17 protein-coding genes are annotated in these 16,763 nt (G+C 45.2%); 11 read left to right on the top strand and 6 right to left on the bottom strand.

All coding sequences use genetic code 11. From position 1 onward, the window contains the following. Nucleotides 1-34: 34 nt before the first annotated feature. The 4 genes from B9G69_RS04000 to B9G69_RS04015 all read left to right on the top strand — a co-directional run bounded on the left by B9G69_RS04000 (nt 35) and on the right by B9G69_RS04015 (nt 4,051). Nucleotides 35-1,324, top strand: coding sequence for a hypothetical protein (locus B9G69_RS04000; RefSeq protein ID WP_088616806.1), 1,290 nt, complete (start codon nt 35-37; stop codon nt 1,322-1,324). A gap of 125 nt (nt 1,325-1,449) precedes the next feature. Continuing rightward, nucleotides 1,450-2,340, top strand: a complete 891-nt coding sequence (locus B9G69_RS04005; protein WP_088616805.1) for an alpha/beta fold hydrolase — start codon at nt 1,450-1,452, stop codon at nt 2,338-2,340. Nucleotides 2,341-2,513: 173 nt separating this feature from the next. Then, on the top strand, nt 2,514-3,620 hold the full coding sequence (locus B9G69_RS04010; protein ID WP_141096979.1) for a hypothetical protein: 1,107 nt from the start codon (nt 2,514-2,516) through the stop codon (nt 3,618-3,620). Beyond that, a complete protein-coding gene (locus tag B9G69_RS04015; RefSeq protein ID WP_088616803.1) occupies nt 3,611-4,051 on the top strand; it encodes a hypothetical protein in 441 nt (146 codons plus the stop codon). Before B9G69_RS04010 ends, B9G69_RS04015 begins: the two co-directional genes overlap by 10 nt. Nucleotides 4,052-4,054: 3 nt before the next feature. On the opposite strand, the gene B9G69_RS04020 is transcribed toward B9G69_RS04015, so the two are convergent. Further along, a complete protein-coding gene (locus tag B9G69_RS04020) occupies nt 4,055-4,453 on the bottom strand; it encodes a hypothetical protein (protein WP_088616802.1) in 399 nt (132 codons plus the stop codon). Nucleotides 4,454-4,666: 213 nt separating this feature from the next. Here B9G69_RS04020 and B9G69_RS04025 point away from each other — a divergent pair, with 213 nt between their 5' ends. Beyond that, a complete protein-coding gene (locus B9G69_RS04025) occupies nt 4,667-5,278 on the top strand; it encodes a UdgX family uracil-DNA binding protein (RefSeq protein WP_141096978.1) in 612 nt (203 codons plus the stop codon). Between the two features lie 27 nt (nt 5,279-5,305). Here B9G69_RS04025 and cmk read toward each other — a convergent pair whose 3' ends face one another. Together cmk and hisC are read right to left on the bottom strand one after the other, a co-directional pair. Further along, nucleotides 5,306-5,959, bottom strand: a complete 654-nt coding sequence (gene cmk, locus B9G69_RS04030; protein WP_088616800.1) for a (d)CMP kinase — start codon at nt 5,957-5,959, stop codon at nt 5,306-5,308. Between the two features lie 41 nt (nt 5,960-6,000). Beyond that, on the bottom strand, nt 6,001-7,146 hold the full coding sequence (hisC, locus tag B9G69_RS04035) for a histidinol-phosphate transaminase (RefSeq protein ID WP_088616799.1): 1,146 nt from the start codon (nt 7,144-7,146) through the stop codon (nt 6,001-6,003). Nucleotides 7,147-7,254: 108 nt separating this feature from the next. Between hisC and B9G69_RS04040 the strand changes: the two genes are divergently transcribed. Genes B9G69_RS04040 through msrA form a run of 3 tightly spaced genes read left to right on the top strand, consistent with a single transcriptional unit; the run spans nt 7,255 to nt 10,563 of the window. After that, nucleotides 7,255-8,619 (top strand): hydantoinase/oxoprolinase N-terminal domain-containing protein, encoded by a 1,365-nt coding sequence (locus tag B9G69_RS04040; protein WP_265437964.1) that lies wholly within the window; start codon nt 7,255-7,257, stop codon nt 8,617-8,619. Between the two features lie 2 nt (nt 8,620-8,621). After that, the gene (locus B9G69_RS04045; protein WP_088616797.1) at nt 8,622-10,040 is read left to right on the top strand and encodes a hydantoinase B/oxoprolinase family protein; all 1,419 of its coding nucleotides are present in this window, start codon (nt 8,622-8,624) and stop codon (nt 10,038-10,040) included. A 25-nt stretch (nt 10,041-10,065) separates the two neighbouring features. After that, nucleotides 10,066-10,563 carry a peptide-methionine (S)-S-oxide reductase MsrA gene (gene msrA / locus B9G69_RS04050; protein WP_088616796.1) on the top strand — a complete coding sequence of 166 codons (498 nt, stop codon included), beginning with the start codon at nt 10,066-10,068 and terminating at the stop codon, nt 10,561-10,563. A gap of 115 nt (nt 10,564-10,678) precedes the next feature. On the opposite strand, the gene B9G69_RS04055 is transcribed toward msrA, so the two are convergent. Next, nucleotides 10,679-11,683 carry a hypothetical protein gene (locus tag B9G69_RS04055; protein WP_088616795.1) on the bottom strand — a complete coding sequence of 335 codons (1,005 nt, stop codon included), beginning with the start codon at nt 11,681-11,683 and terminating at the stop codon, nt 10,679-10,681. Nucleotides 11,684-11,911: 228 nt separating this feature from the next. On the opposite strand from B9G69_RS04055, the gene B9G69_RS04060 reads away from it, so the two are divergent. Beyond that, the gene (locus B9G69_RS04060; protein WP_088616794.1) at nt 11,912-12,724 is read left to right on the top strand and encodes a substrate-binding periplasmic protein; all 813 of its coding nucleotides are present in this window, start codon (nt 11,912-11,914) and stop codon (nt 12,722-12,724) included. On the opposite strand, the gene ilvA is transcribed toward B9G69_RS04060, so the two are convergent. Then, nucleotides 12,717-13,946: a threonine ammonia-lyase gene (ilvA, locus tag B9G69_RS04065; protein WP_254917011.1), complete on the bottom strand. Its 1,230-nt coding sequence runs from the start codon at nt 13,944-13,946 to the stop codon at nt 12,717-12,719. The genes B9G69_RS04060 and ilvA overlap by 8 nt on opposite strands. A gap of 256 nt (nt 13,947-14,202) precedes the next feature. On the opposite strand from ilvA, the gene B9G69_RS04070 reads away from it, so the two are divergent. Next, nucleotides 14,203-15,408, top strand: a complete 1,206-nt coding sequence (locus tag B9G69_RS04070; RefSeq protein WP_265437965.1) for a hypothetical protein — start codon at nt 14,203-14,205, stop codon at nt 15,406-15,408. A 10-nt stretch (nt 15,409-15,418) separates the two neighbouring features. Next, nucleotides 15,419-15,910 (top strand): hypothetical protein, encoded by a 492-nt coding sequence (locus tag B9G69_RS04075; RefSeq protein WP_141096977.1) that lies wholly within the window; start codon nt 15,419-15,421, stop codon nt 15,908-15,910. 53 nt (nt 15,911-15,963) lie between these two features. Here the strand turns inward: B9G69_RS04075 and tpiA are convergent, their stop codons facing one another. Then, nucleotides 15,964-16,686: a triose-phosphate isomerase gene (gene tpiA / locus B9G69_RS04080; protein ID WP_088616791.1), complete on the bottom strand. Its 723-nt coding sequence runs from the start codon at nt 16,684-16,686 to the stop codon at nt 15,964-15,966. Between the last annotated feature and the right edge of the window lie 77 nt (nt 16,687-16,763).

Consider the following 16,763-nt stretch of genomic DNA (forward strand, 5'->3'; position numbering starts at 1 on the left):
TCAACCATATTCGATTTGAGACTAGAGGGACCTGATGAAAGCTATTTTCATTGTTTTGTTCGCATGCTTAAGTGGAACTATTTGTTTCGCAGGACCCCAATATCGAGGGCACATTTCCTCGGCCCTGCGCTTTATCGAGCATTACCAAACCACGGGGGACGAGGGGTACGACCCCGGTCAATGGGTGGCCCGAGTCACCTCTTACCTCCCTAGCAACATTGGCGTTGGGAAATTTAACCATCCTTATGAGGAACCGACAGCTTTCGTCGCAGCTTCGGTCGCCAATGTTTTGGCAGAGATTTATTTTTTAGCGCCGCAATATGATTCTATTCCTCCTATGATCCGTAAAACAGTCGCGGGTTTTTCCAACTATTACTGGGATGAACTTTTTAATTTTTATCCTCCGACCATGTATCGCGGAGTTCGCGTGCGCCAACCGCGCTATATGTATTTAGCTCCACGCTTTAAGGGTTTTGCTAACATTCCGCCTGATGCTGATACGACTTCTGTTTCTTATGCGACTCTTCAATACTTGCATAAAATGAATTTTGGAGAGCACTCTTTCAAACCTCTGCCCCTTTCAGTTGTCAGTGCTTTTTCAAAGGCCCGTGATTTAAATCGTAAGCCTCATATCTATAATGCAGGACAGGGTCAGTCGAATACCGGCGCTTTTTTGACATGGTTGTGGGATGAAAATGATCCCCGCAGTCCTCGCAATTTATTTTCACGACCCAACAACGGAACGCGCGTGCCCTTTAATCGCAATGATGTGGATTGCGTCGTCAATGCGAACGTTTTGAAATTGCTGACTCTGACAAAACAAACTGAGGGGCCGGGATATCAGGCGGCCTGCGACCACTTGAATCGCATGGCAATCAAAAAGGATTTTTTTTACTGCGGAATGTATTATCCAAGTCGTTATGTTTTACCATTTACGATGGCGGAAATCATTCACCAAGGCGGCAGTTGCCTGGAGCCATCACGTGATAATTTGATTGCGTTTTTACTTAAGAAACAAAAGAAAAATGGCGGATGGAAAAACAAGTACCTGACTCGCCCTGACCGAATTCAATCGACGGCTTGGGCCTTAAGTGCGCTAGCCCAATTAGGCGACCCAGAAAACCCAACACATCGGGCGGCGGTTCGCGATGCCGCAGATTATTTGGCGGGGATGAGCACTCGTGATCGCAATGGGTTTGTGTACTGGCCAGGTGAGGTTTACTTTGCGGCGACTTTCGTGGCACGCTATCCAGTTGTTTGGCGTTCTTCTGCTTACACCACGGCAGTGGCTGCGAAAGCGTTGCTATTGGCTTCGCGTTTCTAGATGTTATCTTACATAACAGACGCCTGCATTTAGTCATGCCGGTGTCTATTCAGTCCCTCCCCGTCCTTTCCAGATGTTAGCTTTAGATATTCAAACAAAAGCTAATTCACATGAAAGGATACTTTATGGCTTCATTTTTCACAGTCTCGGACGGCACTAAAATATTCTATAAAGACTGGGGCAAGGGACAGCCTGTTGTGCTATCACACGGCTGGCCTTTAACCTCTGATGCGTGGGAATCCCAAATGCTGTTTTTGTTGAATGAAGGCTATCGCGTAATTGCTCATGACCGCCGCGGTCACGGACGCTCGACGCAAACATGGGAAGGCAATCATATGGATCAATACGCCGATGATTTGGCGGAATTGATTGATCACCTAGATCTGCAAGATATCATTATCGTCGGTCACTCTACAGGTGGTGGCGAGGTCGCTCGCTATATCGGACGACACGGAACCACTCGTATCGCTAAGGCAGTCCTGGTGGGGGCTGTTCCCCCATTGATGTTAAAAACTGCGAATAATCCAGAGGGACTTCCTCGCGAGATTTTTGACGACATTCGCAAAGGCGTTGCCGACAACCGCTCGCAGTTCTTTCAAGATCTCTCGAAAAAGTTTTACGGTTTTAACCGCATGATGAACAGGACATCTCAAGGACTGTGCGACTCATTCTGGCTGCAAGGCATGATGGGTGGAATTAAGCCCGAGTATGATTGCATTGAACAGTTCTCTGAAGTGGACTTTACGGAGGACCTTAAAAAATTCGATATTCCAACTTTGCTGATTCATGGAGATGACGACCAAATTGTTCCTATCGTCGCGTCAGCCTTGGAGTCCGCGAAATTGATCCCCAATTCCATCCTAAAAATTTATGAAGGTGGAAATCACGGCCTTGCGCAGACTGATTCCGAGAGATTTAACAATGACCTTATCGATTTCATCGCCCTCGAGTCTGAAATCACCTCGGGTCGCAATAAAGGTCGTCTGAGCGATCAAATAAGTTCGCAGCATCACTAGCGTCTCATTTTGAGATTCACCGGGATGCTCACTGAGTTGACACCCCGGTGACAATTCAGCGAAGACCTCTCAGAAGTTAATAAATGGAATGAGGGCGTAACGATCTAAGCCTTTGAAAGCACTCGATACTTTACCCATGCCAACTGTGCCTAGTCCTTGCACTACCTGTTGGTATGGAAATCAATAGGCTTATCAAACGAATATTAGCAGGAACGGTTTGCATCTCTTTATTGTCGGGTTTTACCGGCAAAGAAGAATATGTAGAATTAAAAGGCATGCTAAACGGTCGCAGCTCAAGTTCATTCACTAGAGGGGATCGAAATATCCTAACGACTCTAACTCGTGGTACACGTGGTGAAATTCTTGAGACGAAAAAACTTCGTTCTGGTAGCTTTGGTATTAAAATCAAAGTGATGAACGGCAGAAGCGCTGGCAAAGAAATGTGGGTCTATCACAGAGATGGCGATTCTGATCTTGCTTTATATGAGACTATTCCAGCTGATTGGTCCACGGCTAAAACAACTCGCGATGTCGCAACAGCTCAAGCAGTATCTGCAAAACGCGATAAACCTGCAATCGAAGAAGACGGCACCGCTAAAAAAGTCGCAAAACAAAAAGAAACAGCCCGTGGCGCGATTGACGCTATCGAGAATGCCAACAAAAAAACTAACAAACGCCCTTGCGTGGACTGCTCAGCGGTCGCTCCCACAACGGAAGGTCGTGGCAGTTTATTAAGATCAGAAAAACGTGGTATGGCGAATGCTTGTTATAAAATCGTGAATAAACAAGGTGCGCCGACCTCCAAAGGTCAAAAGCTAATTTCTATCATGTCCAATTCTTCGAATCGCAGCGAATACCTGGCGAGCAACGCACTAGGTGGTTTCTGTCCTAAGTTCAATCAACTTTCCTCTGCCGATAAGATGATCGCATGGGCTTGGTTCTGGACAGCTTTGGGCCAAGAAGAGTCAGGATGTAAGGAAAGCTTAGTGCACCCCACACGCGTGAAAACTCGTGCCGGTTACCGCGTTATCAATGACAGACCTGGTTATGGAATTTGGACAATGGAAAAAGACAGAAGTTTGCGCCTGCGCACACGCGGTTCCGAATGCCGAGATATCTCGACTTTCGAAGGCCAAGCAAAATGTTCGATTGAGATTATGAAGGACAATCAGTTAAGCAACGGTTACACTGCGACTTCAGGGCCGATGTACTGGGGTCCGATCATCCGTAAAAACTCACAAATGATGCCGCACATGAAAAGGTTGAAACTATGCTTCTAAGATCAAAACACTTCGCTTTTTTGATGGTATTAGCAACGACATTCACGGCCCACGCAGGATCGGTTTCTACACTAAGCTTTGGATCCTACGACTTGCAATCAGGTGATAAAAACATCTGCAGACCTTTAGAGGTTTCTAAAAAAGATCTGCGTGAAAAAGAATTGCGTCTAGGTGGTAAAGAAAGTTTTGCTTTGGCCAACGGTCAAGATACTCAACCATCTGATCTTGATAAAAATTGCGAATTTAAAGAAACGTCCGTGCGTAAAGATGATAAAGAAGTCACAACTTTCATTCGCACGAATGAAGAAATCTGCAAAGGCAAGAATGCAACTAAATCAATTGCGACTGCAGAAATTCGCAAGTCAGAAATCAAAATGATTTTTTCTGACGAAGCGGGAGAACTGACGACTTGTGTTTATAAACTAAAATAAAAATTATCTTGTGCAAGAGGCAAGATAGATTGAACGAGGTTTGGTTCCACCGTTGAATGTCAACGTGTCTTGGGCCAGACCTTTTCCCGTTTTATAATCGATGTCCAAGGACTGTTTAGACAACACCATACCCATTTGTCGTTTCGTACTTAGCAACTGCAAACGGTGGTCATCATTTCTTTGGATGACTTCTGCTGCATCCACTTTGATATAGATCTGTGAAGCTTTGGCATCTTGACCTTGCAGGACAATGTCCCCGAAATCCGTCAGATTCACCGTATAAGTTTCCTGAGGCTTCATCGAGGGATTTACTGAACCTTTGCAAGTTACCACCACCTCTTTTTCAGCGTGCGCCAAAGAGCTCAGAAAAAGCAAAGCAGGGATCACGATAGTTTTGATCATAAACGACCTCCAAAGGACAGATGCCGTCATGGATACAAATGCTGGGCCGGTTCTCATCTCTTCCCTATTCCTTGAGAAGCCATTTTCGTGTTCTTAGAGTGAAAGAATGACAGGCCCTGACTGAAAACGGCGCATTCCTGGAACAGGGTGAGTTTCAACAATCTTTCCGGATTGTCAGCTGTGCTTTGTGGACTTCGACTTCAAAATATTGGCATGGCTGACTCCGGCAAGATGCTTAAGAAACTCAAAAAGGCAGCAGAACATTGTCGCGATTGCGATTTGTATAAATATGCTACTCAGGTTGTTTTCGGAAACGGGAATCCAAAAGCCTCTTTGATCATCGTCGGCGAACAACCGGGCAATGAAGAGGACTTGCAAGGAGAACCCTTTGTGGGACCCGCTGGCGGAGTCTTAAGGAAGTGTTTAGAAGCGGCTGGAATTGATATATCCAGTGTCTATCTGACCAATGCCGTTAAACATTTTAAATTCAAAACTGCAGGCACCGGAAAAAGACGAATCCACGACAAACCCAACACGGCTCAAATCAAAGCGTGTCATCACTGGTTGCAAGATGAAATAATGACGATTCATCCGCAAATCATATTGGCACTGGGAGTGACAGCTGGTCGCAGTGTCTTGGGAAGAAATCCAACGATTTCCCAAGAACGCGGTAAGGATTTGAATGAAGCGGATCAGGGCCCATCAATTTACGTAAGTTGGCATCCCTCCGCCATATTACGAAGTCCCGACCGAGAAAAATCGGATCAGCTCCGGAAAGAGCTGATTCAGGATCTTAAAAAAATCGCGAAGCTTTTCAATATTTAAAGCGCAGAAGAAAAAATTTCCCAGCGTTTAGATTTTAGTTTTTACGAAGGCTTCGACTTTGTCGACAACCTGATTCAGATCCAACTCTGTGGAGTCTAATTCAAAGGCATCAGCTGGGATAGTCATGGGGGCCACTTTACGAGTGGAGTCTTGATGATCGCGTTGTTTTTGAGCTTTCGCCATATCGCCTTGATCAAGACCTAATTCTGTCGCGCGACGAGCGGCTCTGTGAGCGCTTGATGCCGTCAGATAAACTTTCGCTTCTGCTGTGGGGAAAACAACTGTTCCGCAGTCACGACCTTCTGCAACCAAACCAGATTCACCTGCGCTGCAATTGCGTTGAGCATCTAAAAGAGCTTTACGAACTTCAGGATAATGGCTGACTTTGGATGCAAAGTTACCCACGTCTTCGTGAGCGATAGAATCTGTGACATCTTCATTTTGAAAATAAACACGCGTGCGATCCGGCTCCATACTCACGCTCCAAATTGGATTATGAGTCAATTCAGCCAATGCTTTCACGTCATCAAGATCAACATTCAATTGGATAGCGGCATAGGCCAAGCCACGATAGAACGCACCTGTAGAAACCCACTTCCAGCCAAGACGGCGGGCAAGTTCACGGCTCACTGAAGATTTACCAGATGCCGCAGGTCCATCAATCGTAACTACTAATCCCATTTCCACTCCAAAAATCCAATCTACACGAAACTTCGAAATTTCTAAACTGTTGGAATCGGTGTTCCAGCAAGAACAGGAATTTCTTTAAGCACTTCTTTCAAAGCGGCGATGGCTGCTTCGTTTTCATGCTCAAGCCCTACACTCAAACGCATGTGCGTTTTAAACCCATAGTTCAAAACAGGACGCATAATGATCCCACGACGAAGCAAAGCTTCATTGACTTTAACTGCATCACGAAGCGTGTCAAACATGACGAAGTTACCTTGGGAATGGATGTACGGCAGGCCTAATTCTTCTAATTTCTTGTAGAAGTAATCAAGCCCTTTCCAGCAAATTTGCTGCGAGCGTTGAAGGAATTCTTTATCTTGCAGAGCCGCATTTGCAGCGACTTGCGCTAAATCATTGACATTAAAAGGCTTGCGCACGCGGTTAAACACCTCAACAACAGTTGGAGGGGCAATCATCGCACCCACGCGGAAACCCGCCAGGCCATAGATTTTTGAGAAGGTGCGCAAAACGATTAAATTGTTATATTTGTTAATATAATCCTGAGCAGAAGCGTAATCCTCAGCACGCACAAATTCGTTGTAAGCCTCGTCGAATATGATCATGACGTCATCGCGATTTCCTAAGCGTCCTAAGAAAGATTCAACCTGCTCTTTAGATGCATAGGTCCCCGTTGGATTGTTTGGGTTCGATATAAAAATTAAACGAATGTCGTATTCCTTATGGTGAGCCATGAAATAATCAGCAATGGCGTCCAAATCGAAAGCGAAACCTTCTGTCAAAGGAACCTTATGGATGATCGCGCGATTCGCTCCAGCGCTTACTTCATAAGCATTGAACGCTGCAACTGAGGTCAAAACACCTTGTTTGGGCTCGCAGAAAATGCGAGTTAACAAGTCGATCAGCTCGTCGCTGCCGTTTCCGATAGCCAGCATATTCGTTTGAAAGCCCCAAAGCTTTGAGATTGTTTGTAAAAGCTCATAATGGGAAGGATCTGGGTAAAGATTTTGGTGATCGAGTGCCTTTTTAACAGCTTCCATAGCTTTCGGGCTGGGTCCCAGAGGATTTTCGTTACTCGCCAACTTGTATACTTTCGACAAGCCATATTCACGCTGTGTTTCTGAAATTGGTTTACCCGGCTTGTAAGGTACAAGATTTAAAATTTCTGGAGAAATCTTCACGTAACAATCCTTTTCTTATAGGGACTTCTTTGCTATATCTGATCGCCTAGCTTTAACACATTCTAGTGCGATTTCAATAGAGAGCGTTTAAAAATGCAAAACAGTTTCATGTTCGGGGTAAGTGTTGGTGAATCCTTCGCAGAATACATTCTGTGGGACGGGACTAAAACAATTGCTGCCAAACGCGCCTACCTGTCCCGTGAGAATTTAAAAAATTCTCTTCAACAATTTGTTTCTGCTCACAAGGATAAAGCTGTTTCCAAAGCTTTCGTGAGCTTAAGAATTTCTGAAAAACTCATGGACTATAAACTTTCTGGTGCTGTGGCTCATGTTACGACCGAAGGTTTTGAAAACTGGTTGGAACTTCGTGGTTGCTCGGGTTCGGCGTTAACGTCTGAAGAATTGCATTTCTCTGTTCGCGAAAGAATCCAAGCTTCCGGTCAAGTGGTTCACGCTTTAGCCAATGAAGAGCTTGAAGGCATCGCAGCCAAACTGCAATTGATGGAAATCAAAAAAGTATGCTTGCACTTCCTCCACGCAAACATCAACGCAGTTCACGAAAAACAAGCCCAAGATTTTTTCCAAGCAAAAGGCATCGAAGTTTTCGTCCCTGAAAAAACCGAAAATCAAGACGAAGTCACACGCTGGCGCAAGAACGCTTTAAATGCGACCATTTCAAGCTTGTTCCAAGACCTAAAAAAGGATTTGGTTGAAGGATTTAAAGAATCCGTTTCTGAAGATAAAATCTATTTTATAGGCGCCGAGGGAGAGGTTTTCCAAAATGAAAACCATAAACGTGTGGGCAGTCTTTTCGCCTCTTACAGCGCCCTGGGTTTCCAATACCAAAATGACAATGTCGATGTTCTCCATTTGGGTCTTGAAGACTTCGTCTTGATCTCTCCCAAATCTTGGAGTGCGATCTGGGAAAGTCCTTGGGGCAAAGTTGAAAATCGCAGCCTCGCTATCCGTCAGTTGGCGGTTCAGCCGACGCAAGCTTTGGCACTCAATGATTTTAAACATTTTGATTTCGCTCAACGCTCGGAGGGCTGGGAACCTGGTCCAATGAGTTTCGGCCGAGGACAGAAACCAACGATGATGGATCTGTGGTCTGAGAACGCCAAGCTAGGAAAAACGGAAGGTCTTGAAGACCGCATGGTTGCTGCTGGCGTTCAAAAATTCAAAAACTCTCTGCTGACTTTGATTAAAAATAGTTATGATCGCAATCTGGAAGCGGGCTCGGTGATTAAAGATTTGCAAAGCCTCAGTATGCAAAAAGTGGTGATGGAATCACTGATGCATCGTCAAAATAAAAAAGTAAAAGTCACAGGTCCCCTGGCTGACATGTTTGCCAACGGATTTAAAAAAGACCCGAACGCTTCTTTTGATAAAGAGGATTTCGCTGAAGCTCGCGCCGTGATTGCTGTCGGCACCAATGCGGTCGCCAATACAACTAGCACGAAGGCAAAGGTTTAATTATGTCCTATCAAATCGAACTTTTCCATTCTTTGCTTTCTGACTTCCTTCAAGGTGAAGCAGCCCTGATGACGACTGAAGGTGACGTACTGTCTTTGCGCGGGAGCAATCCCGTTTCTTACGACACCTTGGTGAAAGCGGCTCGCACGGTGACTAAATATTTAAAACTCGCTGAAGGCGATATAGCCCTATTAAATGACCCTTACAGCGGGGGTACCACTCTAGACGAAATTACCTTCATCATGGCCGTTTCCGAAGACTTAGTGTGGGTCAACCGTCGCCCGCTAGGTAAATATCTAAAGCTTGTTAAAAGCGTCGAGGAAGAGGGGCTACGTATTCCTCCCACTCCCCTTCGTCAAAAAGGTCAGTTGAATGAAATGATCTTGGGTGCCATGAGTGCCCATCCCGCTTGTCCACCACAGTTTACGGAATGGGTGAAAGCGCAATGCGCAGAAATGATCGTTAGTGCTCAGAAACTTCACGATACGATTGAAGGTACGGGGCTTTCTGTGACCGGTGACTTAATCGAAGAGTACGTGGGTCTTTCTAAAAAGCTGGCAGTGCAAAGAATTTCTGAAAAAGCTTCCGGCGAAACTCGCGTGGATGTGGTTTTAGATAGCGGCGAATTGCTGCGTCTGAACTTGGAAATTCAAGACGGTAAAGTGGTGATGGATTTTGGGGGCACATCTGCAGCAAAAACGTTGCACCTAACAGAGTCTGCGACTTATGGCGCTTGCTTCCACGCGATCAGCAAGTTTTATGGTTTTGATAAATACTCGAACTCTGGTTCGTTCTCAGTTTTGCAAGTCACCAAACCTGCAGGTTGCTGGTTGATGGCAAAGTACCCCGCTTCTACACTAAAAGGAATGACTTGCGGAGTAGCGGCTCTTCAAACGGCCATTGATTTGGCCTTGAACAACATCCACAATAAAAACGAAAAAGCCTTAAGCTCCTATGCTCCCCTAATGTTGCAACTGAATCATGGCGCTTCCCAGGCCTTTTTGAATATCGAAGGTGGTCAAGGTGCCACTCAGGATCACGATGGACAGGGCGCCCACATCGAAGGCCTATCCATTGAAACTTTGGAAAGACAGTTGCCCGTGCACGTTCAGCGTATGGACCGTCGTCATTCCAACGGCGGTAAGGGGAAGTATTCAGGCGGTCGCGGGTTGATCTTTAAGGTTGAAGCTTTGGAAGAAATCGAAGCCTCATGGCTGACAGATATGACTTTGCATCGTCCCCGTCTTCCAAAAAGTTGTTCTCATGGGGATCCCTGTGAGGTTACTCTGGAAAATGGTGATTCGACAAAAAGCTTACCTGTACTGGGACAGCAAAAAATCCATAAGGGTGAGGTCTTAAGTCTGTGCTCCGGGACAGGGGGCGGATATGGTCGCGCCGAAACGAAAGTTATAGTAGAATAGAATGACTGCTTAGAGGAGGTTTTCCATGAAGACAGAAGTCACGTATTTAGCTGGTGGATGTTTTTGGGGTATGGAGGACCTACTTCGCAAACTTCCCGGCGTAATGAAAACGGAGGTTGGATACATGGGCGGTACCACTCAAAACGCCACTTACAACCAAGTTAAAACGGGAACGACGAATCACGCAGAAACGGTGAAGGTTGAATTCAATCCAGATCAGTTATCCTTTGAAAACCTTCTGCTTTATTTTTTTAAAATTCATGATCCGACGACCCTGAATCGCCAAGGCAATGACGTCGGAACTCAATATCGCAGCGAAATTTTCTATACATCTGAAGAACAAAAAGAAACTGCTCAGAAAGTTATCGCACGTGTTGATAAATCCAATGCTTGGGGTAAACCCGCCTCGACGGTGGTCGCTAAAGCTCCCGAGTTTTGGTCTGCTGAGGGCTATCATCAAGATTACTTATTAAAAAATCCGGATGGCTACACTTGCCACTTCGTTCGTAAAGTCGATTTTTAGTATCTTCAAAAACAGAAACAAAAAAAGGTCCCCCGGGGACCTTTTTTTTATTCAACAACCAGCCAGATTCTGTCGGAGTGCAAATCAGCCCCGACGAAATCAGTCTGCAAGTATTTTATTTGCGGAATTCCTTCAGCATATTTATCAGCTGCTGCTGTTTTTCTGCTTCGGCAAAACTCACCTTGGTAGTGCCTCTTATTACTTCCATCTTATCGATTAAACGTGCCACCTTGGAATCAAGTTTTGGCTCTTTACCGATTTTAATCAAAAGCTCTTTCGCGGCTAAGCCCTTTGCTAACACTTCCGTGCGAAGATATTCAACTTGCGTCGCACTCATGACAGATGTGTCCAGCTCCCAGCCTAATAACAATGTCTTAGCTTGTGAAAAAATATTCTTATCCCCGAGCTGAGTCATCATATCAATGAACATCAGCGGGAACATGTTATAGCGAGCTTGCAACAACTGAATCGCCTTATCTTCATGAGCTAAAATTTCGCGCACATAACCTGTTTGCGGATATTCACGCGGAGCCTGCAGTGCCTCTTCTATCATGCTGTACATTGTGACCAGCTTGTCGTTATGAAGCCTTGCAACGTTGTCTGATTGTTTGCGGTTCATTTGATCCATCGTGATCGCCATGGCATTAAATGCTGCCGCACGATTTTCTTCAGAAGTAATATCCTTGGGATCTGGTTGAGCTAAAGGATTCACAGAGTTGTCCCGAGCGGCAAGCTCTTCGATTTCCATAAAGAATTCTTGCGCCGCTTGCTGTCCCAAAACATCACGCTTTACCAAAGCGGTATCTTGGCCAATGCCATTCCACAACTGGAACTCGAAGGACATAAAATACTTGGTGGCCTCGGAGACCTTTTTAAACATTGTCGGAGCTTTCATAACTTCGTTATAAGCCTCGCGACGCAGCTGAAGGGCATTTCCCTGGCGAAGAGCATCGTAAAGCTCGTCAGTGGCCGCCTTAAGATCGCCCGTGCTTTGCTTCATATCCTCTGTGGTGTCGCTCATTTTCACCGTGGCATCGTGCATTTCATCGACCTTTTGCAATTCAGAACATGCAGCTGTCGCCAGTAATAAGAAGCTCGTAAAAACGATGTTATGTTTCATAAATACATCCCGGTGTGGTGTGTTCACTTAGTATACAAATGACATTTTCAGTCACTTTGGTGGAACACTAATTAGCGGTATTTTCTCTCTCATTCCGCAGGGAGCAAAAACTCCAAGTTTAGTGCCAACAACCAGTTACATCTCCGTAATATCGCAGTTTGAATTGGAATCTTGCGAAAAGACACGGTAACGAATTAGCAGGCTGTAAGTTTAGAGGGGCGACTGGAAATGAAACTACTGATTATTGCAATGATGCTTACAATCGGATTCCGATCATCGAACGCGATGGCGGACACGATTCTGGTTAGATCAGATGCTTGGTGTCCGTATGTCTGTGACAGCGAAAAAGATCCCGGTTACATGGTGGAAGTGGTTAATAAAATTTTTGAACGTGCCGGCCACAAGGTAAACTTCTCCATGGTTAATTGGGCTCGCGCCGTCAGCGAGACTCGCAGAAATAAAGCAACTGCCATTGTTGGCGCGAATTATAACGACGCACCTGACTTTATTTTCCCAACTAAAACCTTGGGTCACGGTCAGGATTTCTTCTTTGTTAAAAAAGATTCCACATGGACCTACAAAGGGTATTCTTCTTTAGCAGGTAAACGAATTGGCGTGATCAACGGCTATGCTTATGGTGGCGACATGGATCGCATCATCAATGAAAACAAAGAAATCTTTATCTCGATTTCTGGTGAACACCCGCTTGAACAGATTTTGAAAATGATCGAAAGCAAACGTTTGGATGCTTTTATTGAAAATCAAACTGTACTGCGTACGAATCTTTCGAACCTAGGATTAAGCCCTGACGAATACAAACCCGTCAGCACTCAGGTGGCAAATGATGCGAAACTATTTATCGCATTCTCACCTTCCAACAAAAAGTCAGAGACCTATGCCAAGATCTATACGAAAGGGATCACGGAAATGCGCCAAAACGGAGAGTTGAGTCGTATTTTATCAAAGTATGGCCTGACAGACTGGGATCAACAGGAACAGCAAGAAGCTGCCCCTGCCCCGACGGCAACGGCGACTAAATAATTTTAGCGCCCGATGCTTCCAAAGCACGTTTGATTCTTTCAACGTGCTCGATACTTGTAGTTTCAAGAACAAAATCAATACGGGTTTCACGCAAAGACAATCCTTGGGAAACACGGTCATGACGAACTTCAAGGACATTGGCTTTTTCAGTGGCGATAACTTGAGTCAGGTTGCTTAAGTTTCCAGGCAAATCATCCACGATCACAGACAGCTCACATAGTTTTCCGCGCAGGGCCTGACCGCGATCAATGATTTTGCTTACGATATTCAAATCGATGTTGCCACCGCTGATAATCACGCAACATTTTTTTCCCAGATCAAGCCCGCGATGCATGGCCGCTGCCATGGCTGCTGCGCCTGAACCTTCTGCAACTGTTTTTGCACGCTCCATTAAGAACACGATCGCTTCTGCGATTTCGTCATCACTGACAGTCACAACTTGATCAACATATTTCGAAATAAAACTATCATAGATCACTTGCGAGGGATTTTTGATCGCGATCCCGTCAGCAATAGTTGCCGCACGTTTCTTTTTTTGATCCGGAGTTTGTTTATTGTAAAGACAAGCCATCCCCGGGGAACGATCACTCTGCACACCGATCACGCGAGTTTTCGGATTGAGCGTTTTGATCGCTAAGGCCATACCACTGATCAACCCGCCACCACCGATAGGAATTACAACCGTATCAAGATCTGGAACTTTCTCCATAATCTCGACACCGACGGTTCCTTGGCCCGCGATCACATGGGGATCTTGGTAAGGATGCACGAAGGTGTAGCCGTGCTCTTTTTCAAGCTTTTGTGCGTATTCGTAAGCTTCATCGTAAATTTCACCTTTCAGCACAACATTCGCACCATAAGAACGAGTCGCTGTTGCTTTGCTGATCGAACAATTTTCCGGCATTACGATGGTCGATTTAACCCCCGCTAAGCGAGCTGACAGCGCCACCCCTTGCGCATGATTTCCGGCAGAGCTTGCCACCACGCCGCGAGCTTTTTCTTCAGCACTTAAGTTTGAAATTTTATTATAGGCACCACGGAATTTGAAACTTCCTGTGCGTTGAGTGTTTTCGAATTTTAAATACACTTCACTATTCAGTAAATTGCTGGCGCTAATCGAATGGCTCATCTCCGTCGGGCTGATGATGTCTTTGATTAACTGGCGAGCCTTCTGAATATCTTCAAAAGTTACTGTCATCGATTTTTGCATCGAGTTTGGCATATGAAACGGAGCTCCTGCTTTGTTGGCCTACTTTCTTCCAAAACAAAGCACTGGGCAAGGGCCTTTCACTTTTTAATAACTCAGTGGAAACAGCGAAAAAACGGTCTAAATATACGTTTTCACTGGATATCTAGACTTTTCTTTATATTCACTAATCAAAATTATGTCGCATTTTTACCAAAATTTAGGCCGAAATACTCAAAACCACTCATGATTTCGCCTACAACACCGAAAAGTCCAGTAGAGGGGTATCATTTTGATTAAACGCCTAGGAATACTTCAGTACATAACGACAGCAATGCTGGTTTGGAGCTCTGCTTTCGCGCAGATCCCTGACGAGTTGAGCGAAGTCATTTTGACTGGAAATTTAAATGGCCGCTCCTCTGCCGACTTTTCCCAATCCGCTAGAAATATCAAAACGACAATCACGGCCGGTTCAAAAGGAACCGTGATTGAAACTCGTAAGATGAGAACGCCTGGTTCTTTTGGCGTTAAGATTCGCCTGACATCCGTTGGAAAAGGCAAAACGAAGGCCAAAGTGGGCGATGAAGTTTGGGTGTACTATAACAGGAAGAATCCATGGATGCGTTTCCGTGATGCTCAAGATGCGGAAGTTCAGGACCCAACGGAAGCATTGAAAGCCGAAGCGCGCAGCAAAGGAGAAGGCATCCCTGCCCAACCAGAAGAAAACAGCAAAAGCATCGATCCCAACGAAGCCATGCCCAATACCGATCGCACTCAAACAGAAGCCGGCACCGGTGGCAATTGCACATTGACGAATTCCTGCGGAAAAAACAATCCCGCAGACTTGCGTGATATCGCAGATAAAATCAAAGATGATCAAGCTGCCAAAGAAAAATCAGAAACTGCAAAAGCAAAAAAGGTCGTCGACGAACTGACTCAGAAAAAACCTGAGCAGGTTGTGTCCGCGGAAGCAAAACAAGACACTCCCCCCTTCGATAAGTATAAGAAACGCAACTATACGATGACCGAAAACGAATGGAAGAACTTTCCAGAAGTGATGAAGTATTCAGAAAGCAAGAAGGTCGCTAAAACGATCAAATCAGCGATGGCAAACCGCGAGCCCAGCTTTACCAGCTATTGCTATCGCTATGTTAAACGCGCCTTGGTTTCAGGACAAAATATTTCGTATCCTCCGGGTGAACACGCAAAACAAGCTGTAGCTGATTTAAAACGACAAGGTTTTAAAAATTTGATGGACGCCCCTTATAAGGGCATCATCAAATCAGCTGATGATGCTCCGAAAGGAGCCATCGTTGTTTATGCGACGTCAGATAAAAGTCAATCTGGAGATATTCAGATCAAGATGGACTGGGGAAATGACGGCGGATATGTCAGCGACTTTTATAATCCGCGCAGTTTCTTAGAGTCGCCGAAAGCCCGGGACTTTGCTCGCAGAGGCAAACCATATAGAATTATTGGCGTGATGATTAAACCGTAGGATGGGTCTTATGAAAAACGTATTAGTCTTAGCACTTCTCTTTTCATTGATTAGCTTTAAGGCCTTAGCAGTGTCTGCAGATGACTCATTAATGGAGTTAAAGACTGCGGAAAAGATTATCGCGACTTTGCCAGACATGGGTGAATACAAGCCCAAGGATAAAGACAACGACAAGGTCGTAAAGGACCAAGACAAGGCCTTCAGAATTATTGAAGACGCAGTAAAGGCGTTTCAAGAATCTCCGGAAGATCAGCTTTTACTTGAACAGATTTTATTAGTGACATCCCAAATGAATAAAAAAGATCCCACTCGTTGGGGATCTGAGTTGGTGTCTCCTCTGGTTGACAAAGACCGTCCCGAGTTTAAGAAAAATCCAGCCCTATTCAAAACACGCACAGAAAAAGTCGAGAAGGCCCTGAAAAAACTGCCACCCAAAGACGCGGCGGATTTAAAAAAATCCATTCAAAATGTCCTAAGAGAGCGACGCGAAGGAAATGGATAATAAAAAAGGCAGCCGAGAAGCTGCCTTTTTTACTTTAAAATTTCTTGTTTCGTTTAAACAGAAGCGATTTTTTGGAATGAATCCACTTCCAATGAAGCACCACCCACCAAGAAACCACTGACATGAGCTTGCTTGATCAATTGAGCGGCGTTATCTGGTTTCACGCTGCCACCGTAAAGGATCGGCGCTGTGAAGCCCATCTTACTCAGAATATTGTAAACATCGGTGTGTGTCTCTGCTACTTGTTCAGGAGTTGCCACTTTACCGGTCCCAATCGCCCATACCGGCTCGTAAGCCACAACGATTGGTTTCGATTTGTCAGCCTTAGCCAAACCCAATAACAATTGAGTCTCAAGCACGCGGAACGTATGAGTCGCCTCTCGCTCTTGCAAAGTCTCACCAATGCACAACATCGGAGTAAGCCCCAGAGATTGAACATAAGCCACTTTATCGGCGATCAATGCATCCGTCTCCCCAAAGATAGAACGACGCTCGCTGTGACCGATCAGGATATAAGTGCCACCGATTTCTTTCACAACTGCTGCAGAATTTTCCCCTGTGAAAGCTCCCGAAGCCTGAGTATACGCATTCTGCACACCAAACTTGATCGCAGATCCTTTCACTGCCTCAGAAGCCGCCTCTAAAGAAATTGCAGGAGGGAAAAACACGATCTCTCCCGTTACAGAGCCCATCACCTCTTTGAACTTACCCAAAAATGCACGAGTCTCCGCCGGAGTTTTAAAAAGCTTCCAATTACCAGCAAAAATCTTTTTCATAAAAAATCTCCCATCAAAAATTACAGCATCCTCATATACACACCCGGAACGGTTACTACCCGCATCAAAAAACATTC

This window comes from Bdellovibrio sp. SKB1291214, from assembly GCF_002209355.2.
GTDB lineage: Bacteria > Bdellovibrionota > Bdellovibrionia > Bdellovibrionales > Bdellovibrionaceae > Bdellovibrio.